Genomic DNA, 16,950 nt, shown 5'->3' on the forward strand with positions numbered 1-16,950 from the left:
TCTATTTAACTTCTTCAACGTTGACGAGATGTTTCACTTTCTCGACCATACCCATGATTTCCGGGCATTTGATGTGTTCCACGCTCTGGCGGATTTTGCGCAGCCCGAGAGCGTCCAAATTCGCGCGCTGCTGTTTGTTAGCGCCGATGCGACTTTTGGTCTGGGTGATTTTAACTATTGCCATTTCGCTGTAAGTGCTGTTTGGTTTGGGGTATTTCTGTTTCTGGGCAGGATACGGAAAACGCTCTGCCCCAAGAAATTACATTACCCGTTAAATACTTTGGTAAGTGAAATCCCGCGGGTTTCCGCGATCGTCACCGGGTCGCGCAGTTCGGCCAATGCCGCCACCGTGGCTTTGACCAGGTTGTGCGGATTGGACGAGCCTTTGCTCTTGGCCAGCACGTTCTTCACACCCACGCTCTCCAGCACGGCGCGCATTGCACCCCCTGCGATCACCCCGGTACCCGGGCTTGCCGGTCTGAGCAGCACCCTGGAGCCGCTGAACTTGGCGACTTGCTCGTGCGGGATGGTTCCTTTCAGAACCGGCACTTTGATCAGGTTTTTCTTTGCGTCTTCGACTCCTTTGGCGATCGCTGCGGTCACTTCGGAGGCTTTACCGAGGCCGTAGCCTACGATCCCGTTCTCGTTCCCGACCACAACGATGGCGGAGAAGGTGAATGTCCGCCCCCCTTTGGTGACTTTCGTCACACGCTGTATGCTGACCAGCCGATCCTTGAGTTCGATGTCGCTGGTGCGTACTTTTTTTATGTTGTTCGTTGACATAATAATCCGTTATTATGGTATGGAATGGGTTAGAATTTCAGCCCGCCTTCGCGTGCGGCATCGGCGAGTTGCTTCACACGCCCGTGATAGAGGTATCCGTTGCGGTCGAATGCGACGCTGGATATTCCCGCAGCCAAAGCCTTTGCCGCCACGGCCTGCCCGACCAAAGCCGCTACTTCGGTCTTGTTTTTACCTTTGACGGCTTCGGCCAGCTCCTTATCTATCGAAGAAGCTGCTGCCAAGGTCTTGCCGGCCTTATCGTCGATCACCTGGGCATAGATTTGCTTGTTGCTGCGAAAAACCGTCAGGCGCGGCATTTCGGCCGTCCCGTTCACGATTTTGCGAATGCGCATCTTGATGCGTGCGCGTCTTGCTATTTTAGTGAGTGCCATGGTCTTCTTAACTGTTATTTGGAGTTAGCTGACTTACCTGCCTTGCGGCGCAGTTGTTCGCCTACGAACTTGATACCTTTGCCTTTGTACGGTTCCGGCTTGCGCAGCGAGCGGATCTTGGCAGCCACTTGTCCGATCAGCTGTTTGTCGGCGCTTTTCAAGGTGAGGATAGGGTTCCCTTTCTTTTCTGCAAAAGCCTCTGCTTTCACTTCCGCCGGCAGCATGATATGGATGTCGTGCGAATACCCCAAGCTCAGTTCCAGGATCTGTCCTTTGACTTCCGCTTTGAAACCGACGCCGATCAGTTCCTGTTTGATTTCGTAACCGACCGATACGCCGTGCACCATATTGGCGATCAGCGCGCGGTACAGTCCGTGCAGCGACCGGTGCCTCGGCTGGTCGGTCGGCCGCGTAACATGAATCTGGTCTCCCTCGACCTTCACGGTGATGTCCGGATCGACTTTCTGGGAAAGTTGTCCGAGAGGGCCTTTCACGCTTACCACATTGTCGGCGCCCACGGTAACGGTAACGCCTTTAGGCAGGTTTACAGGTAATTTTCCGATTCTTGACATTGTATTGTCTTCTTATTGTTGGTATGTGTGTTAATATACGTAGCAGAGCACTTCCCCCCCTACATTTTCGCTGCGGGCCTGTTTGTCGGTCATGATCCCTTTCGAGGTCGAAACGATGGCGATGCCCAGTCCGTTCATCACGCGGGGCATGTCGGCCGCGTTCGAGTACCGGCGCAAGCCCGGACGGCTCACGCGCGTCAATGCCTTGATCGCCGGAGTTTTGGTTTCCGGGTGATATTTCAAGGCTATCTTGATGGTGGAAAAGCCTTTTTCGTTGGTTCCGAATTTGTAAGCGAGGATGTAGCCCTGTTCGTGCAGGATGCGTACGATCTCTTGCTTGATTTTCGAGCCGGGAGCTTCAACCACTTTATGGTTGGCTTTCACCGCGTTTCTGATACGTGTCAGAAGATCTGCAATCGGATCTGTCATGGTTTGAAAATGGGTTATTTAATTACTGTTTATCAATGCGTTACGCATGCAAGTCTTACGTAAAATCATTGCATTGCGGCCGCAAAGAGTGGCAAAGTTACAAACTATTCATTAATAATCAAATTATTAGCTTTCTTTTTCTTGTGTTTTTTCTGGTGTGACCGTAAACCGGAATTTGTTACCGGGCCTGGGCTGTATCTTCGAGCTGCGCGCTGACACTGCCTTTACGCCGGACTGGGCGGCGGTGCCACAAGCACACCGAAAATACCGTATAAAACTTCCGGAGGCGTTCCGCCTTGTTGCGGAACGCCTCCGGTTCTGATCTTGCATCGGGCGAAAGCAATATACCCTCTCCCAATATATTGACGATAATATCGTAATTACCAGTCGTACAGCTACCAGCTCGCTTTCTTGACCCCCGGCAGCAATCCTGCCGATGCCATTTCCCGGAACTGAATCCTGCTGATACCGAACTGACGCATGTATCCTTTCGGCCGTCCGGTCAGTTGGCAGCGGTTGTGCAACCGGACCGGACTTGCGTTCTTCGGCAGTTTGGCCAGTCCCGCATAGTCTCCCGCTTCCTTGAGGGCTTTGCGTTTCGCTGCATATCGTGCCACCAGCTTGGCCCGTTTCACTTCGCGGGCTTTCATCGATTCTTTTGCCATGGCTTAGTTCTTTTTAGCGTTTTTAAATGGAAGGCCGAACTGTTTGAGCAGTGCGTAGGCTTCCGTATCATTTCCCGCAGTGGTCACGAACGTGATTTCCACGCCGAAGATTTTGGTGATCTTGTCGATGTCGATTTCCGGGAAGATGATATGTTCCTGAACTCCCAAGGTATAGTTTCCTTGTCCGTCGAATTTGTCGTTGATTCCTTTGAAGTCGCGGATACGGGGCAAGGAAACTGCGATCAGCCGTTCTAAGAATTCGTACATCCGTTCTCTGCGCAGAGTCACCCTTACTCCGATCGGCATTTGCTTGCGCAGTTTGAAGTTGGAAATATCTTTCTTCGACCGGGTTTGCACGGCATGCTGTCCTGCAATGGTAGAGAGTTCGGCCTGGGCCACTTCCACCAGCTTCTTGTCTGCCACCGCGGCGCCGATCCCCTGATTGATGACGATTTTCTCGAGTTTGGGCACTTGCATGATGCTTTTGTAGCCGAACTCTTTCATCAAAGCGGGAGCGATTTCCTCTTTGTATTTGATTTTGAGTGAAGGTACGTATGCCATTATTTGATCTCCTCCCCTGATTTGACGGCCACGCGGACCAGTTTGCCTTTATCGTTCAGTTTACGGCCTACACGGGTAGCTTTCCCGGTCTTCGGGTCGAGCGGCTGGAGGTTGCTGATATGGATCGGCGCCTCCTGCTTGACGATCCCTCCCTGCGGATGGGCGGCGTTGGGTTTGGTGTGTTTGCTCACCATATTGACCCCTTCGACGATGGCGCGCTGCTTTTCGACGAGCACTTCGAGCACTTTTCCCTGCTGCCCTTTGTTGTCGCCGGCATTGACGTACACCGTGTCCCCTTTTTTGATATGTAATTTGGTCGACATTTCTGTGTGTTTGTTAAAAAGGTTTACAGCACTTCAGGTGCGAGCGAAATGATCTTCATGTTGGCATCCCGCAGCTCCCTGGCTACCGGCCCGAAGATACGCGTACCGCGCATTTCCCCGGCGTTGTTGAGCAGCACGACGGCATTGTCGTCGAACCGGATGTATGATCCGTCGGGACGGCGGATCTCTTTTTTGGTTCGTACCACGATCGCTTTCGATACCATGCCTTTCTTGATGTCGCCCGACGGAGTAGCGCTCTTCACGCTGACGACGATTTTGTCCCCGATCGACGCATAGCGCCGTCCGGTACCGCCGAGCACACGGATACAGAGGACTTCCTTGGCTCCGCTGTTATCGGCTACGGAGAGCCGGCTTTCTTGTTGTATCATGGTTACTTAGCTCTTTCGATGATTTCTACTAATCTCCACCGTTTGCTCTTGCTCAAGGGGCGGGTCTCCATAATCCGGACGGTGTCTCCCTCTCCGCAAGTGTTTTCCTCGTCGTGAGCCACGAATTTGGTGGTTTTATTAACGAATTTGCCGTAGATCGGGTGCTTCACTTTCCGTTTGACAGCAACGACGATCGATTTGTCCATCTTGTTGCTGACAACCACCCCGATTCTCTCTTTTCTAAGGTTTCTTTCTTCCATGTCCTCTACTTGTTAATAGTGGCGGTTTGTTTTTCGCGCAGGATGGTCAGCATTCGTGCAATATCGCGGCGCATATTTTTGATTACGGTCGAGTTTTCCGCCGGAGAAACCGCATGGTTCAGTTTTGCCTGCAGCAGGTTGTTCTTTTCGGTATCCACACGTTCGATGATTTCGCCTGCAGTCAGTTCACGTATTTCAGATGTTTTCATGTCTTCGTGTTAGATTGAGGTTTCGGTATAATCGCGGCGGATGATGAATTTGGTGGTGATCGGCAGCTTCTGGGCTCCCAGGCGCAATGCTTCCTGCGCCACCGCCAGCGGCACGCCTTCGGCTTCAAACAAAATCCGGCCCGGGGTCACCGGTGCCACGAATCCTTCGGGCGACCCTTTCCCTTTACCCATACGGACTTCGGCCGGTTTCTTGGTTATCGGCTTGTCGGGGAATATCCGGATCCAGACTTGTCCTTCACGTTTCATCTGACGCACGATGGCCTGACGAGCGGCTTCGATCTGCCGTCCGGTGATCCACGCCGATTCCAGCGCTTTGATCCCGAACGACCCGAAAGACAGTTCAGCTCCTCTCTGTGCCAGACCTTTCATGCGGCCTTTCTGCATTCTGCGAAATTTCGTCTTTTTTGGTTGTAACATGGTTAGTTCCTTTTATTACGTCTGACGACAGATTTACTGATTATTACCGTTGCGGTCTGTGCCACGGCGTTCGCCGTTTCTGCGGTCTCCGCCGTTTCTGCGTTCGCCGCTGCGACGGTCGTCACGTCCCCGACCGCCCCGACCGCCACGTTCGCCGCCGCGGCCTGCCGTCCCGGCTGCCGAAGCGTTCATGCCTACGATCGGTGACAAATCCCGTTTGGCATAGACCTCGCCGTTGCAGATCCAAACCTTAACCCCCAGCAGCCCTACCTTGGTCAATGCCTCAGCCAGGTTGTAGTCGATATCGGCACGGAATGTATGCAGCGGAATGCGTCCTTCTTTATAAGATTCCGACCGGGCCATTTCGGCTCCGCCGACACGCCCCGAGATCTGAATCTTGATCCCTTCGGCGCCCATGCGCATGGTGGATGCGATGGTGGTCTTGATCGCCCGCCGGTACGAGATGCGCCCTTCCACCTGTCTTGCAATGTTGTTCGAGACGATCACCGCGTCGAGTTCCGGACGTTTCACTTCAAAGATATTGATCTGGACGTCTTTCTTCGTCAGTTTGCGCAACTCTTCTTTGAGTTTGTCCACTTCCGAGCCGCCTTTCCCGATTATGATCCCCGGCCGAGAAGTACTGATGGTAACGGTCACCAGTTTCAAGGTCCGTTCGATCACGATCTTCGAGATGCTGGCTTTGGCCAGGCGCGCCCCGAGATACTTGCGAATTTTAGAATCTTCGACGAGCTTGGCAGGGAAGTCCTTGCCGCCATACCATGACGAGTCCCATCCGCGGATAATGCCCAGTCGGTTTGCTATCGGATTTACTTTCTGTCCCATCTTAGTTCGCAGCGTTTTCAGGTTTCACATCGGTTGCCGCCTTTTTAGCAGCGGGGGCAGCCTTTTTCTTAGCCGGAGCGGCTTTCTCAGTTGCAGCAGCGACCGGTTGTTCGGCCTCTGCCATGCGATCCACGATGATCGTCACGTGGTTCGACCGTTTCCGGATCCGATGCGCGTGGCCCCGCGATGCCGGCTGAATGCGTTTCAGCTGCCGGCCGCCATCGACGAAGATGGTCTTTACGCACAGCGGGGTTTCTTCCAGCGAAACGCCCTGGTTTTTCGCTTCCCAGTTGGCGATGGCCGACCGGAGGAGTTTTTCGAGGCGTACCGATGCCTCTTTCTTTGAATAGCGCAGCATGCCGAGCGCTTTATTGATCTCGACGCCGCGGATCATGTCTGCGACGAGTCTCATTTTTCTGGGAGAGGTCGGGCATTCGCGCAGCGATGCGATCGCCGTGACGCGCTTTTCTGCCTTGAGCTTTTCGGCTCTCAATCTTTTTCTGGCACCCATTATCTATGAATGAATTACTTTCGGTTTAACACTATTTTTTCTTGTTTCCTCCGTGACCGCGGAAGCTGCGGGTCGGTGCAAACTCGCCCAACTTGTGTCCCACCATGTTTTCGGTCACATACACCGGGATGAATTTATTCCCGTTGTGCACCGCTAAGGTATGTCCCACAAAATCAGGCGAAATCATGCTTGCCCTCGACCATGTCTTGATAACCGATTTCTTGCCACTGTCGTTCATGGCGAGAATCTTGCCTTCGAGTTTCGGTTCGATATACGGTCCTTTTTTCAGTGAACGGCTCATTTACGCTCTGTTTTTAATTATTTATTCCTACGTGAAACGATGAACTTGGTGGTCGTCTTCTTCGGGTTCCGGGTTTTGTAGCCCTTCGCCAGAACACCGGTGCGTGAGCGCGGGTGTCCCCCCGAAGCGCGCCCTTCGCCCCCACCCATCGGGTGGTCGACGGGGTTCATCACGACGCCGCGGTTCCGAGGCCGGCGACCTAACCAGCGTTTGCGTCCCGCCTTGCCGCTCTGTTCGAGGCTGTGGTCCGGGTTGGACACGGTCCCTACCGTTGCGCGACAGGTGGTCAGCACCATTCTGGTTTCGCCTGAAGGAAGTTTAATGATGGCGTACTTCCCCTCGCGGGCAAGCAGCTGAGCGTAAGTCCCGGCAGAGCGTGCCATAACGGCCCCCCTCCCCGGTGTGAGTTCGATGCAGTGTACAACGGTGCCAAGAGGAATTTCCGAAAGGAATAGCGTGTTGCCCACTTCGGGTGCTACGCCCGCGCCGCTGGCGATCTTCTGCCCTACCTGGAGCCCTACGGGCGCCACGATATAGCGTTTTTCGCCGTCGGCGTAAACCACCAGCGCAATCCGGGCGCTGCGGTTCGGGTCGTATTCGATGGTCTTGACTGTTGCGGTCATCCCATCTTTGTTGCGCATGAAGTCGATGATGCGGTACTGACGTTTGTGTCCACCACCGATATAGCGCATGGTCATTTTTCCGGTATTGTTCCGTCCGCCGGAAGATTTGAGCGGACGTACCAGCGATTTTTCCGGGGTCGAAGTAGTAATATCGTCGAACGTGCCGATAATTTTGTGTCTCTGACCCGGGGTCGTCGGTTTAAATTTTCTAACTGCCATCGTCTTTAGATATTACTGTAAAAATCGATCTTGTCTTCGCCCCCGAGGGTGACGATTGCTTTTTTGTAGCGGTTCCGGCGCCCTTCGAGCATCCCGGCCTTGGTGTAGCGGCTCTTGTACTTGCCGTCGTAGTTGCAGGTGTTCACGCTTGCAACCGTGACGCCGTACATAGCTTCCACCGCCGCTTTGATCTGCAGTTTGTTGGCGCGCGGATCAACAATGAAACCGTAGCGGTTCAGTTTTTCGCCCTGAGCCGTCATTTTCTCGGTCAATATCGGCTTAATTAAAATTTCCATGATCTTTCTTTAAAAGATGTCTTCGTTACTGGATTCCACAAACCTGCTGCATGGCTGCCACGGCTCCTTCCCCGCCGATGAGCAGATGCGCAGCGTTCATCACATCGTAAGTATTCAGGTTCTGCGCCTGGATCACTTTGACATTCGGCAGGTTCCGCGAGGCAAGGATCACTCCTGCATTATTCATGTCGCCGCACAGGATCACCAATGTTTTCTTGTCCGTCAGCCCCAGGTTCTTTGCCGCAGCGACGAATTCTTTGGTTTTCGGTTGCATTTCGAGGCTGTCCACCACGGTAATCGCCGCATTCTTCGCCTTATAGGTCAAGGCGCTTCTCCTGGCCAGCTGTTTGAGTTTCTTGTTGAGTTTGAAGCTGTAATCGCGCGGCACCGGCCCGAAAACACGCCCTCCGCCGACAAACAAAGGCGACAGAATGGCCCCGCTTCTTGCCCCGCCGGTTTCTTTCTGTTTCTTGAGTTTGCGCGTAGACCCTGCCACTTCGTTCCGCTGCTTCGACTTGTGCGTCCCCTGCCGTTGATTGGCCAGATACTGCTTGACATCCAGATAGATGGCGTGGTCGTTCGGCTGTTCGAGCGCGAATACGGCGTCGTTCAAGGTAATCTTCTTTCCGGTTTCTTTCCCGGCGATATCGAGTATGTTCAATTCCATAACTTAAGTCTCCTCCCTTGAAATTAGCCTTCGATTAACAAGTACGATCCTTTCGCTCCCGGAATGGATCCTTTCACGAGCAGCAGGTTGTTTTCCGGAATGACCTTGAGCACTTTCAGGTTAAGCACTTTAACCTGTTCGCCGCCTGTCCTTCCCGGCATTCGTTTTCCTCTGAAGACCCGCGACGGATAGGACGAGGCCCCGAGCGATCCCACATGCCGCTGCCGGTTGTGCTGACCGTGGGTCTGTCCCCCCACTCCGCCGAAGCCGTGGCGTTTCACAACCCCCTGAAAACCTTTCCCTTTCGAGATTCCGGTCACGTCGACCCATTCGCCTTCCGTGATCACGTCCACCCCGACAACGTCCCCCATGTTCGGCATCGTTTCAAACGATTTGAATTCGGCGATTTTCCGTTTCGGCGTGGTGCCCGCCTTGGCGAAATGGCCCATCATCGGCTTGCTGGTGTGTTTTTCCTTTTTGTCGTCATAGGCAAGCTGCACCGCCGCATATCCATCTTTTTCGACGGTTTTCACCTGCGTAACCACACACGGACCAGCTTCGATCACAGTGCATGGGATGTTTTTCCCCTCGGCACTGAAAACGGATGTCATTCCGATTTTTTTCCCAATTAGTCCTGACATTTTGTTTGGTAATGATTTGTAAATAGTCCACTGCCTTTTCAACGCTCTTCATCGACAAGCCTGCTAATTATCAATCAGTTACCTGCATAAAGAGAGCAAAGGCGACTGCAAAGATAGGGCTTCCTGCGTTGATTATCAAATTTTTCGGGTATTTTTTTCGGGGTTCGCGCTTCATTTTCAGTGTGCTATGGGATAAAACGCCCCAAGCGCCGCCCGGGCGGAAACCGCAGGCGGCGCTTGACTGTAATTCCGGAGCCCCCCTCAGGTCAATCCGGCAAAGTAAACGTGCAGAGCTGATACTCCGCCGTCGGATCGGCGGCGATCACCGTCCGGCCGTCCGGCAGGATGTCGAAACAACCGATTTTCCGATCCAACCGATAGGTTTTCAGCCACTTCCCGTCCAGATCGAAGACACGCAACATACTTCCCCTACCCTCAGCGGTCTCATTCTCCGCCTCGCCGAACCGTTCCCCGAGGTATATGGCATAGATCCGGTCGCCCATGATTTTCAAATCCTGGTATCCGCTCTTCACTCCGAAAACGATCGTTTCTCCCTCAAATCCCACCTCCGGCACCCCGTCCGGCCCGCGAACCACCCGGTTCCGGGTCGAATCGCGCAGGTTGTAGATTTCGAGCACATCGCCCAACGTGGTCCCGAGCACGACCGTCTCGCCCGCTGCCGCCGCCTTAACCTGCCAAAGCATCGTAACCATATACGGACTGTAACCGGCCAAGTGTTCGACATCCTCCGGCCGGTACGGAATCGAATAATAACTTCCTGTCACTCCCCCGAGGCTGTCGATCCGCACCACGCGTCCGGATGCCGGGTCGCCCGAAAACCGCACGAGCATAAATCCGGAATCCAGTTTTCCAAATCCGTTCGCATTCTCGCACTGCTCCGCCGGATAAGGGATGATCCGGGCCGGCTGCCGTTCGCCGCGCACCAAATCGGCCAGCGCATAAACGAGCATCCGTGCCGGCATACCGACAAACACCCGGACGCTGTCGCCATCGACAACATAGCCGGCCATCCCGAGCGTCTCGCCGGGCCCTTTCCCTTTGGAGACGAACCGGCACAAAGGCCGCAACGAAGGAAAGCCGTACAGTTGCAGAAAAGCACCGTTCTGGCCCTGACCCTGAACGTACAAGTCGGACAGCAAAAGGAAGGTATCCCGCACGGTCACCGATCCGACGTACCCGAGCATCAAGGTGTCGCCGGGCAGCGGATCGACATGCACGGCGATTTCAGGCACAGCCTCGCCGACAGACGAAGAACTGCCGCCGCACGACACGAGGCCCCACAGCGCAGCCCCCACACACCACACGACAATGTTTGTTTTCATAGCGATAACCTGTTATTTCGCTCCGTTTCCGCAAGATTCCGAAGCCGGAGAGTTTCCTGAGAGCAAATTTAGTCAATTCATAAATAATTATCCGCATCCGACCGGATTTTGAAGCAAAGACTTTCGTCCGTTATCGCACAAAAAGGTTCGGGGGAATGTCCTTTGCGGAACATTCCCCCGAGCCTGAAGTAATTATCATGGTGTCTCACGGAAAGGGATAAGACACCCTCTAAAAAAAACGAAAGCAATCAGACTTTGATTTCGACTTCCACCCCGCTGGGCAGTTCGAGTTTCATCAAGGCATCGATCGTCTTGGAGGTCGAGCTGTAGATGTCCAGAATCCGCTTGAACGTAGAGAGTTGGAACTGTTCGCGCGATTTTTTGTTGACGAAAGTCGACCGGTTGATGGTGAATATCTTCTTGTTGGTCGGCAGCGGAATCGGCCCGCTGACCACCGCGCCCGTCGATTTCACCGTCTTGACGATCTTTTCGGCGGACTTGTCCACCAGATTGTGATCGTACGATTTGAGTTTTATTCTGATTTTCTGGCTCATTATTCGTCTTCGTTTTTGAATTTACCACTTGCTTTTTCGATGATCTCCTTGGAGATATTGCCCGGCACGGCTTCAAAGTGCGAGAATTCCATCGAGCTGGTCGCCCGTCCCGACGAAATGGTCCGCAACACCGTCACATAGCCGAACATCTCTGCCAGCGGCACTTTGGCCTTGACCACCCGCGCATTCCCCTTGGTTTCCATCCCGGAGATCTGCCCCCGCCGCTTATTGAGGTCGCCGATGATGTCCCCCATGTTTTCTTCCGGGGTCACGACTTCGACGGCCATGATCGGTTCCATGATCACCGGATTGGCTTTGACTGCCGCATGCCGGAACCCGTTTCTGGCGCAGATTTCAAACGACAGCGCATCGGAGTCCACCGGGTGGAACGAGCCGTCTTTCAAGGTCACTTTCATGGCGTCGATCGGATAGCCGGCCAGCGCCCCATTCGCCATCGCAGTGGCAAACCCTTTCTGCACGGCCGGGATAAATTCTTTCGGGATATTCCCCCCTTTGACAATATCTTCAAATTCCAAGCCGGAGACCTCTTTCGACGAAGCCGGGCCGATTTCAAAGATAATATCTGCGAATTTACCGCGTCCCCCGGTCTGTTTCTTGAACACTTCGCGGTGTTCGTACGTCCCGGTAAGCGCTTCCTTGTAGTTGACCTGCGGCGCCCCCTGGTTGATTTCGACCCCGAATTCGCGTTTCAGGCGGTCTACGATAATTTCCAGGTGGAGTTCGCCCATCCCCGAGATCACCGTCTGCCCGGAATCTTCGTCGGTCTTGACGGTAAAGGTCGGGTCTTCTTCTGCCAGTTTCCCCAGCCCTACCCCGAGCTTGTCCAGGTCTTTCTGGGTCTTCGGTTCGATCGCGAGCCCGATCACCGGTTCCGGGAAGGTCATCGATTCGAGTACGATCGGATGGTTCTCGTCGCACAAGGTATCCCCCGTGCGCACTTCCTTGAACCCTACCGCCGCAGCGATGTCCCCTGCTCCGACAAATTCGATCGGGTTCTGTTTGTTGGCGTGCATCTGGTAAATCCGCGAGATCCGTTCCTTCTTCCCCGAGCGGGAGTTGAAAGTGTACGATCCTGCATCCAGTTTCCCCGAATAGACCCGCATGAATCCGAGCCGCCCCACAAACGGGTCGGTCGCGATCTTGAACGCCAGCGCGCAGAACGGATCCGATTCGTTCGGATGCCGTTTGGTCTCTTCGCCCGTCCGCGGATCGGTCCCTACGATCGCCTCCACATCGAGCGGCGACGGCAGGTAAGCGACGATCGAGTCCAGCAGCAGCTGCACCCCTTTGTTCTTAAACGACGATCCGCAGAGCATCGGCACCACTGACATATTAATGGTCGCCTTCCGCAAGGCCACGACGATCTCTTCCGGCGTAATGGTATCCGGGTCTTCAAAGAATTTTTCCATCAGCGCATCGTCCGACGCAGCCACCTCCTCGATGAGTTTCGCCCGCGCCGCCGCCGCTTCAGCCTTGAGGTTTTCCGGAATTTCTTCGATGTGGTAATTATCCCGCACGGTCTTATCATCGAAGTAGATGTAAGCCCGGTTGTATACCAGGTCGATAACCCCCTGGAACTTGTCTTCCGCGCCGATGGGCAGCACGACCGGCACCGCATTGGCTCCCAAGCGTTCGTGCACCTGCGCACAAACCCCTGCAAAGTCCGCCCCTGTCCGGTCCATCTTGTTGACGTACCCGATCCGCGGGACATTGTACTTGTCTGCCTGCCGCCACACGGTTTCCGACTGCGGTTCGACGCCCCCTACCGCGCAGAACGTGGCCACCGCCCCGTCCAAGACCCGCAGCGAGCGTTCCACTTCGACGGTAAAGTCGACGTGTCCCGGAGTGTCGATAATGTTGATCTGGTAGGTGTTGTCTTTGTAGTTCCAGAAAGCGGTGGTTGCGGCCGAGGTAATGGTAATCCCGCGCTCCTGTTCCTGCACCATCCAGTCCATGGTCGCCCCGCCTTCGTGAACTTCCCCGATTTTGTGTGTCTTACCGGTGTAAAACAGGATACGTTCCGTCGTGGTAGTCTTGCCCGCGTCGATATGGGCCATGATACCGATGTTTCTGGTGTATTTAAGGTCTCTTGCCATAAACTGTGTCCTGTAATCCGGTTAGAATCTGAAGTGTGCGAATGCTTTGTTGGCTTCCGCCATCCGGTGCATCTCTTCCTTGCGTTTGAAAGCACCGCCTTCTTCATTGTATGCCGCGATAATCTCTGCGGCGAGTTTTTCTGCCATCGAACGACCGGCGCGTTTCCGCGAGAATTGGAGGAGATACCGAATGCTCAACGAAATTTTACGCTCCGGACGCACTTCCATAGGTACTTGGAAGGTTGCCCCGCCGACGCGCCGAGATTTGACTTCGACTTGCGGGGTAATGTTTTCCAGCGCTTTTTTCCAGATTTCCAAAGGAGCCTTTTCCGTGTCCTTCATCTTCTCGCCTACGATGTCTATGGCGTCATAGAAAATACCGTACGCAATACTCTTCTTACCGTCTAACATCAAGTTATTGACGAACCGGGTGACCAGCACGTCGCCGAACTTGGGGTCAGGAAGTAGAATTCGCTTTTTAGGCTTCGCTTTTCTCATTTTGTTTTTTTGTTTCGCCGCGCGGTTCGCTCCGTGGGTTGCGGAGCCGGAAGGCCGGCGGCCGATGAAATTAGTGTGTGTTGTTTACTAAAATACGGTTCTCGAACCGAATGACAGTGGGGGTAAAGGTGTGGAAAATGTTATTTCTTCGCCGCCCCCGCCTTGGGCCGTTTGGTTCCGTACTTGGATCTGCGCTGGTTCCGTCCGTCGACCCCTGCGGCGTCGAGCGTCCCCCGCACCAAGTGGTAGCGCACCCCCGGCAAGTCCCTGACACGGCCGCCGTGCACCAATACGATGGAGTGTTCCTGCAAGTTGTGTCCTTCGCCCGGAATGTAGGCGTTGACTTCCTTGCCATTCGTGAGCCGCACACGGGCGACTTTACGCATCGCCGAGTTCGGTTTCTTCGGGGTGGTGGTGTAGACACGCACGCAGACCCCGCGACGCTGCGGACAAGCCTCCAAGGCCGGAGCCTTGCTCTTGTACGCCACGTCCGTCCTTCCTTTACGTACTAACTGTTGGATAGTTGGCATGTTGTTTTTTTCTGTTTGTTTTTTGGATTACACAAAATCGGTGCGCAAAGATACGCACTGTTTTTTGATTTTCAACACCTTTTCTATCCGAACCGCATATTTTTCTTTCGCAACCACCTCGGCAGCCCCGTCGGGAAGGATTCCGTTTCCGCAGCGGAGCCCTCCTTCCTGTGGCGTGCCGGAGCTGACGAGGGCGGAGAAAAAACGTATGGGGTGGAAAGACCGTGCACGGTCTTTCCACCCCATACGTTTTTTATTCGTCCGAGAAATTTCGGATCAACTTACCGGATGTGTTCGGCAATCTCCTGTTCGATACGTTCGCCGCGCAAGCTCCGCGCTATGATCGTGCCGTCCGGCCCGAACAGGATGATGTGCGGAATCCCCGACACCCCGTACAAACCACACGCCACGCCGTTCGAGTCGATCAGCTGCGGCCAAGTAATCTTCAAATCTTTCACCGCCTTGCCCAAATTCTTCAGCTGGTCCCAAACAAAAAGCCCAAGCACCTCCTGCCCTTTATCCTTGTATTTTTCGTAAGCCTTGGCCACGATCGGCGTCTCTTGCCGGCACGGCCCGCACCACCGCGCTGTCCAGCGGCTGACTCACCCCGTACGCGTTCAGGTAAACCGTCTGCCCGTTCTCCGACTCCGGCACCCGACCCTCGATCGTGCAACGACGCTGGGCCTGCGCCGACCCCAAACCGAACGCCATCGCTCCCACACATACTGACAAAAGAATCTTTTTCATCTCAGAAATTACAATTGTAGTTTTACATATAATAAAAATAGCGATTCCGAGGTAAAGTACAAAAGAAAAAACGTGTACTTCGTGGCGCAATCTTCATATTAGTCCGTTCTTTAGCGACGGGAGGGAACTGTTCTCTTTAACTTCGCTACGCTCGTTTTGCCTCCGGCTTCCTCGCCGCTCACCTTATGCAGGGCAGAGGCGGCCCGGTTCGAGTGCCGAGCGGCACCTGACAGCGTCGGTTGTTCACAACCGACGCTGCCAGCGAATCCAGAGGCCGCTGGCGGACTATGGTGAGCGGCAAGGAGGAACCGAGCAGCGTTCCGAGGGCAGAGGCCGCTGGCGGAATATGCCGAGGTAGCGCGAGGAAGCCGGAGGCAAAACAAGCGAAGCGCAGTTAGCGAGAACCAGAAAACCGACGCACCCACCGCCGCCGGAAGTGGAAAAGCCCGCCGTTTCCAAGCGCTCGAATGGCAGTGTGCCGGTTCGGATTGCGGAGAAAGGGCGGGCATGGCCGGTCGAGTTCAGGGTGTATGAAAGCGGGGTGTCGGGGTAAATTCTTGGAGGCACCGCACCTGAAAGCCGTGGGCGCGGTTATGCGCGTTGCCGGAATTGAGAGCCGTCGAGCCGTAGTCCAAGTAGCACGCGTTGGTTCCGCTGACAGTGGACGACCAACTCATCCCATAGTTGCCGACATTCCTCAATCCGCCACCGGCGCCGTAGATGCCTGGGTCGCGGAAGCCCGGGGCGGGAACCGCGCACTGCCGGAAAGCTGCTGCGGCCGCTCGTTCCGGCTGAAGCAACGTGTTGCTGTGGCTCCAGTCGTTTTGATAACTAATGCCGGCCCGATAGGCCGGCTCAGTGGGCCGCTGAATTTACCATTCGCTCTGCCGGAACGCTTCCGCGCGCCGGCACTCCGGAACCAAACACCCCGCCGGCCTCTTCCGGCATATGACAGGGGCCCCGATAAATTCTTGGAGGCACCGCACCTGAAAGCCGTGGGCACGGTTATGCTTATGGCTGGGAATGACGTGCGTCGTATTGAAGTCCAACCACACGCTGTACGTCCCGCTGACTGCCGACGACCAACTGTACCCAAAGTCGCCGACGCCGCAAGCTATGCCCTCATTGGGTGTCCGACCGAAGTCGCGGTAGCCCGGGGCGGGCACCGCGCACTGCCGGAAAGCGGCTGCGGCCGCTCGTTCCGGCTGAAGCAACGTATTGCTGTGGCTCCAGTCGTTTCCATAACTAATCCCGGCTGCTCGGCGCGGGATCAGTGGGCCGCTGAATTTATCGTTCGCTCTGCCGGAACCTTTCTGTCGGCGCCGGCACTCCGGAACAAAACACCCCTGACCTCTTCCGGTATATGGGGCAGGGGCCCCCGATAAATGCTTGGAGGCACCGCACCGGAAAGCCGTGGCCTCGATTATGCGCGTTGCTGGCACGGAGGTTCGTCGTGTTGTAGTCCAAGTAGAACGCGCTGGTTCCGCTGACCGTGGACGACCAACTCATCCCGTTGTTGCCGACGTTCCTGATCTCGCCCTCGTACCCTGCACGACCGAAGTCGCGGTAGCCCGGGGCGGGAACCGCGCGCACACAAAGCATAAACAGCCGCTGGGCTACATCCGGCGGCGATCATTCGCACCGCCGGATGCCCTTGATTGGGAATAACTAATCCCTGGCCGCTCGGCGCGGGATCAGTGGGCTGTTGAATTTATCGTTCACTCTGTCCGCAACGCTGCGCAAACGCTGACGGACACTCTGGAAACCGAACGCTCCCTGCCTTAATATCCGATTTTTTCATTACTTGCTTTTCTTCCCGGAGGATACGGTTCTCTGTGGTTTCGCGCTGGCGTTCCCCGGCTCTGCTGTGTCGAGCGTTTCATCTGTACCTGGGCAACAGCCCGCTGAGCATCCTCCGGATCGCAACGACTAAAATAAATCGTAAGTTTTATTGTACACCCGGTTTGAGGGTACTGTTCTCTTTAACTTCGCTTCGCTTGTTTTCCTCGCGCTACCTCGGCATAGCCCGCAAGCGGTCT

At 54.9% G+C, this 16,950-nt stretch carries 26 protein-coding genes and 1 pseudogene; 1 reads left to right on the plus strand and 26 read right to left on the minus strand.

What is annotated here, in order from left to right; all coding sequences use genetic code 11:
* Nucleotide 1: 1 nt before the first annotated feature.
* From rpmD to rplV, 14 genes and pseudogenes are all read right to left on the minus strand, one after another.
* On the minus strand, nt 2–184 hold the full coding sequence (gene rpmD / locus Q0Z93_RS03220) for a 50S ribosomal protein L30 (RefSeq protein ID WP_298062508.1): 183 nt from the start codon (nt 182–184) through the stop codon (nt 2–4).
* A gap of 80 nt (nt 185–264) precedes the next feature.
* Nucleotides 265–783, minus strand: coding sequence for a 30S ribosomal protein S5 (rpsE, locus tag Q0Z93_RS03225; protein WP_298062511.1), 519 nt, complete (start codon nt 781–783; stop codon nt 265–267).
* Between the two features lie 29 nt (nt 784–812).
* Nucleotides 813–1,175 (minus strand): 50S ribosomal protein L18, encoded by a 363-nt coding sequence (rplR, locus tag Q0Z93_RS03230; protein WP_298062513.1) that lies wholly within the window; start codon nt 1,173–1,175, stop codon nt 813–815.
* Between the two features lie 14 nt (nt 1,176–1,189).
* On the minus strand, nt 1,190–1,747 hold the full coding sequence (gene rplF, locus Q0Z93_RS03235; protein WP_298062514.1) for a 50S ribosomal protein L6: 558 nt from the start codon (nt 1,745–1,747) through the stop codon (nt 1,190–1,192).
* Between the two features lie 30 nt (nt 1,748–1,777).
* Nucleotides 1,778–2,176: a 30S ribosomal protein S8 gene (gene rpsH, locus Q0Z93_RS03240; protein WP_298062516.1), complete on the minus strand. Its 399-nt coding sequence runs from the start codon at nt 2,174–2,176 to the stop codon at nt 1,778–1,780.
* 395 nt (nt 2,177–2,571) lie between these two features.
* Nucleotides 2,572–2,841: a 30S ribosomal protein S14 gene (rpsN, locus tag Q0Z93_RS03245; protein WP_298062518.1), complete on the minus strand. Its 270-nt coding sequence runs from the start codon at nt 2,839–2,841 to the stop codon at nt 2,572–2,574.
* Between the two features lie 3 nt (nt 2,842–2,844).
* Nucleotides 2,845–3,402, minus strand: coding sequence for a 50S ribosomal protein L5 (gene rplE, locus Q0Z93_RS03250; protein ID WP_298062520.1), 558 nt, complete (start codon nt 3,400–3,402; stop codon nt 2,845–2,847).
* Nucleotides 3,402–3,725 (minus strand): 50S ribosomal protein L24, encoded by a 324-nt coding sequence (rplX, locus tag Q0Z93_RS03255; protein ID WP_298062522.1) that lies wholly within the window; start codon nt 3,723–3,725, stop codon nt 3,402–3,404. The genes rplE and rplX overlap by 1 nt, the downstream gene beginning before the upstream one ends.
* A gap of 23 nt (nt 3,726–3,748) precedes the next feature.
* A complete protein-coding gene (rplN, locus tag Q0Z93_RS03260) occupies nt 3,749–4,114 on the minus strand; it encodes a 50S ribosomal protein L14 (protein ID WP_298062524.1) in 366 nt (121 codons plus the stop codon).
* A 2-nt stretch (nt 4,115–4,116) separates the two neighbouring features.
* Nucleotides 4,117–4,374 carry a 30S ribosomal protein S17 gene (gene rpsQ, locus Q0Z93_RS03265; RefSeq protein ID WP_071134517.1) on the minus strand — a complete coding sequence of 86 codons (258 nt, stop codon included), beginning with the start codon at nt 4,372–4,374 and terminating at the stop codon, nt 4,117–4,119.
* 5 nt (nt 4,375–4,379) lie between these two features.
* Nucleotides 4,380–4,583: a 50S ribosomal protein L29 gene (gene rpmC / locus Q0Z93_RS03270; protein ID WP_298062529.1), complete on the minus strand. Its 204-nt coding sequence runs from the start codon at nt 4,581–4,583 to the stop codon at nt 4,380–4,382.
* Between the two features lie 9 nt (nt 4,584–4,592).
* The gene (rplP, locus tag Q0Z93_RS03275; RefSeq protein ID WP_298062531.1) at nt 4,593–5,021 is read right to left on the minus strand and encodes a 50S ribosomal protein L16; all 429 of its coding nucleotides are present in this window, start codon (nt 5,019–5,021) and stop codon (nt 4,593–4,595) included.
* A gap of 33 nt (nt 5,022–5,054) precedes the next feature.
* Nucleotides 5,055–5,864: a 30S ribosomal protein S3 gene (gene rpsC / locus Q0Z93_RS03280; RefSeq protein WP_298062533.1), complete on the minus strand. Its 810-nt coding sequence runs from the start codon at nt 5,862–5,864 to the stop codon at nt 5,055–5,057.
* Nucleotides 5,865–5,985: 121 nt separating this feature from the next.
* Nucleotides 5,986–6,315 (minus strand): annotated as a pseudogene (gene rplV / locus Q0Z93_RS03285) (50S ribosomal protein L22); the annotation flags it as partial.
* On the opposite strand from rplV, the gene Q0Z93_RS03290 reads away from it, so the two are divergent.
* Nucleotides 6,257–6,388, plus strand: coding sequence for a hypothetical protein (locus tag Q0Z93_RS03290; protein ID WP_298062554.1), 132 nt, complete (start codon nt 6,257–6,259; stop codon nt 6,386–6,388). The pseudogene rplV and the gene Q0Z93_RS03290 overlap by 59 nt on opposite strands.
* An 18-nt stretch (nt 6,389–6,406) precedes the next feature.
* On the opposite strand, the gene rpsS is transcribed toward Q0Z93_RS03290, so the two are convergent.
* From rpsS to Q0Z93_RS03350, 12 genes are all read right to left on the minus strand, one after another.
* Entirely contained in the window at nt 6,407–6,676 is a 270-nt protein-coding gene (rpsS, locus tag Q0Z93_RS03295; protein ID WP_294592635.1) for a 30S ribosomal protein S19, read from the minus strand.
* Between the two features lie 17 nt (nt 6,677–6,693).
* A complete protein-coding gene (rplB, locus tag Q0Z93_RS03300; protein ID WP_298062535.1) occupies nt 6,694–7,518 on the minus strand; it encodes a 50S ribosomal protein L2 in 825 nt (274 codons plus the stop codon).
* Between the two features lie 5 nt (nt 7,519–7,523).
* Entirely contained in the window at nt 7,524–7,814 is a 291-nt protein-coding gene (gene rplW, locus Q0Z93_RS03305) for a 50S ribosomal protein L23 (protein ID WP_298062537.1), read from the minus strand.
* Nucleotides 7,815–7,839: 25 nt separating this feature from the next.
* Nucleotides 7,840–8,481, minus strand: a complete 642-nt coding sequence (gene rplD / locus Q0Z93_RS03310; RefSeq protein ID WP_298062539.1) for a 50S ribosomal protein L4 — start codon at nt 8,479–8,481, stop codon at nt 7,840–7,842.
* Between the two features lie 23 nt (nt 8,482–8,504).
* On the minus strand, nt 8,505–9,122 hold the full coding sequence (rplC, locus tag Q0Z93_RS03315) for a 50S ribosomal protein L3 (RefSeq protein WP_298062540.1): 618 nt from the start codon (nt 9,120–9,122) through the stop codon (nt 8,505–8,507).
* Nucleotides 9,123–9,388: 266 nt separating this feature from the next.
* Entirely contained in the window at nt 9,389–10,465 is a 1,077-nt protein-coding gene (locus Q0Z93_RS03320; protein ID WP_298062542.1) for a BF3164 family lipoprotein, read from the minus strand.
* Nucleotides 10,466–10,713: 248 nt separating this feature from the next.
* Entirely contained in the window at nt 10,714–11,019 is a 306-nt protein-coding gene (rpsJ, locus tag Q0Z93_RS03325) for a 30S ribosomal protein S10 (protein WP_027290546.1), read from the minus strand.
* Complete coding sequence (gene fusA / locus Q0Z93_RS03330) at nt 11,019–13,136, minus strand: elongation factor G (protein ID WP_298062545.1); 2,118 nt, start codon at nt 13,134–13,136, stop codon at nt 11,019–11,021. The genes rpsJ and fusA overlap by 1 nt, the downstream gene beginning before the upstream one ends.
* A gap of 21 nt (nt 13,137–13,157) precedes the next feature.
* Nucleotides 13,158–13,634, minus strand: coding sequence for a 30S ribosomal protein S7 (rpsG, locus tag Q0Z93_RS03335; protein WP_298062547.1), 477 nt, complete (start codon nt 13,632–13,634; stop codon nt 13,158–13,160).
* Nucleotides 13,635–13,774: 140 nt separating this feature from the next.
* Nucleotides 13,775–14,164 carry a 30S ribosomal protein S12 gene (rpsL, locus tag Q0Z93_RS03340; protein ID WP_298062548.1) on the minus strand — a complete coding sequence of 130 codons (390 nt, stop codon included), beginning with the start codon at nt 14,162–14,164 and terminating at the stop codon, nt 13,775–13,777.
* 281 nt (nt 14,165–14,445) lie between these two features.
* Nucleotides 14,446–14,712 (minus strand): TlpA disulfide reductase family protein, encoded by a 267-nt coding sequence (locus tag Q0Z93_RS03345; protein ID WP_298062550.1) that lies wholly within the window; start codon nt 14,710–14,712, stop codon nt 14,446–14,448.
* Nucleotides 14,681–14,911 (minus strand): hypothetical protein, encoded by a 231-nt coding sequence (locus Q0Z93_RS03350; RefSeq protein WP_298062552.1) that lies wholly within the window; start codon nt 14,909–14,911, stop codon nt 14,681–14,683. The genes Q0Z93_RS03345 and Q0Z93_RS03350 overlap by 32 nt, the downstream gene beginning before the upstream one ends.
* Between the last annotated feature and the right edge of the window lie 2,039 nt (nt 14,912–16,950).

The sequence above is a fragment of the uncultured Rikenella sp. genome (genome assembly GCF_947628055.1).
Classification (GTDB): Bacteria; Bacteroidota; Bacteroidia; order Bacteroidales; family Rikenellaceae; genus Rikenella.

Bases quoted from the DNA above. Each gene is read 5' to 3' on its own strand.
- rpmD (WP_298062508.1), bottom strand. From the start codon at position 184: ATGGCAATAGTTAAAATCACCCAGACCAAAAGTCGCATCGGCGCTAAC.
- rpsE (WP_298062511.1), bottom strand. From the start codon at position 783: ATGTCAACGAACAACATAAAAAAAGTACGCACCAGCGACATCGAACTC.
- rplR (WP_298062513.1), bottom strand. From the start codon at position 1,175: ATGGCACTCACTAAAATAGCAAGACGCGCACGCATCAAGATGCGCATT.
- rplF (WP_298062514.1), bottom strand. From the start codon at position 1,747: ATGTCAAGAATCGGAAAATTACCTGTAAACCTGCCTAAAGGCGTTACC.
- rpsH (WP_298062516.1), bottom strand. From the start codon at position 2,176: ATGACAGATCCGATTGCAGATCTTCTGACACGTATCAGAAACGCGGTG.
- rpsN (WP_298062518.1), bottom strand. From the start codon at position 2,841: ATGGCAAAAGAATCGATGAAAGCCCGCGAAGTGAAACGGGCCAAGCTG.
- rplE (WP_298062520.1), bottom strand. From the start codon at position 3,402: ATGGCATACGTACCTTCACTCAAAATCAAATACAAAGAGGAAATCGCT.
- rplX (WP_298062522.1), bottom strand. From the start codon at position 3,725: ATGTCGACCAAATTACATATCAAAAAAGGGGACACGGTGTACGTCAAT.
- rplN (WP_298062524.1), bottom strand. From the start codon at position 4,114: ATGATACAACAAGAAAGCCGGCTCTCCGTAGCCGATAACAGCGGAGCC.
- rpsQ (WP_071134517.1), bottom strand. From the start codon at position 4,374: ATGGAAGAAAGAAACCTTAGAAAAGAGAGAATCGGGGTGGTTGTCAGC.
- rpmC (WP_298062529.1), bottom strand. From the start codon at position 4,583: ATGAAAACATCTGAAATACGTGAACTGACTGCAGGCGAAATCATCGAA.
- rplP (WP_298062531.1), bottom strand. From the start codon at position 5,021: ATGTTACAACCAAAAAAGACGAAATTTCGCAGAATGCAGAAAGGCCGC.
- rpsC (WP_298062533.1), bottom strand. From the start codon at position 5,864: ATGGGACAGAAAGTAAATCCGATAGCAAACCGACTGGGCATTATCCGC.
- Q0Z93_RS03290 (WP_298062554.1), top strand. From the start codon at position 6,257: ATGTCTGCGACGAGTCTCATTTTTCTGGGAGAGGTCGGGCATTCGCGC.
- rpsS (WP_294592635.1), bottom strand. From the start codon at position 6,676: ATGAGCCGTTCACTGAAAAAAGGACCGTATATCGAACCGAAACTCGAA.
- rplB (WP_298062535.1), bottom strand. From the start codon at position 7,518: ATGGCAGTTAGAAAATTTAAACCGACGACCCCGGGTCAGAGACACAAA.
- rplW (WP_298062537.1), bottom strand. From the start codon at position 7,814: ATGGAAATTTTAATTAAGCCGATATTGACCGAGAAAATGACGGCTCAG.
- rplD (WP_298062539.1), bottom strand. From the start codon at position 8,481: ATGGAATTGAACATACTCGATATCGCCGGGAAAGAAACCGGAAAGAAG.
- rplC (WP_298062540.1), bottom strand. From the start codon at position 9,122: ATGTCAGGACTAATTGGGAAAAAAATCGGAATGACATCCGTTTTCAGT.
- Q0Z93_RS03320 (WP_298062542.1), bottom strand. From the start codon at position 10,465: ATGAAAACAAACATTGTCGTGTGGTGTGTGGGGGCTGCGCTGTGGGGC.
- rpsJ (WP_027290546.1), bottom strand. From the start codon at position 11,019: ATGAGCCAGAAAATCAGAATAAAACTCAAATCGTACGATCACAATCTG.
- fusA (WP_298062545.1), bottom strand. From the start codon at position 13,136: ATGGCAAGAGACCTTAAATACACCAGAAACATCGGTATCATGGCCCAT.
- rpsG (WP_298062547.1), bottom strand. From the start codon at position 13,634: ATGAGAAAAGCGAAGCCTAAAAAGCGAATTCTACTTCCTGACCCCAAG.
- rpsL (WP_298062548.1), bottom strand. From the start codon at position 14,164: ATGCCAACTATCCAACAGTTAGTACGTAAAGGAAGGACGGACGTGGCG.
- Q0Z93_RS03350 (WP_298062552.1), bottom strand. From the start codon at position 14,911: ATGAAAAAGATTCTTTTGTCAGTATGTGTGGGAGCGATGGCGTTCGGT.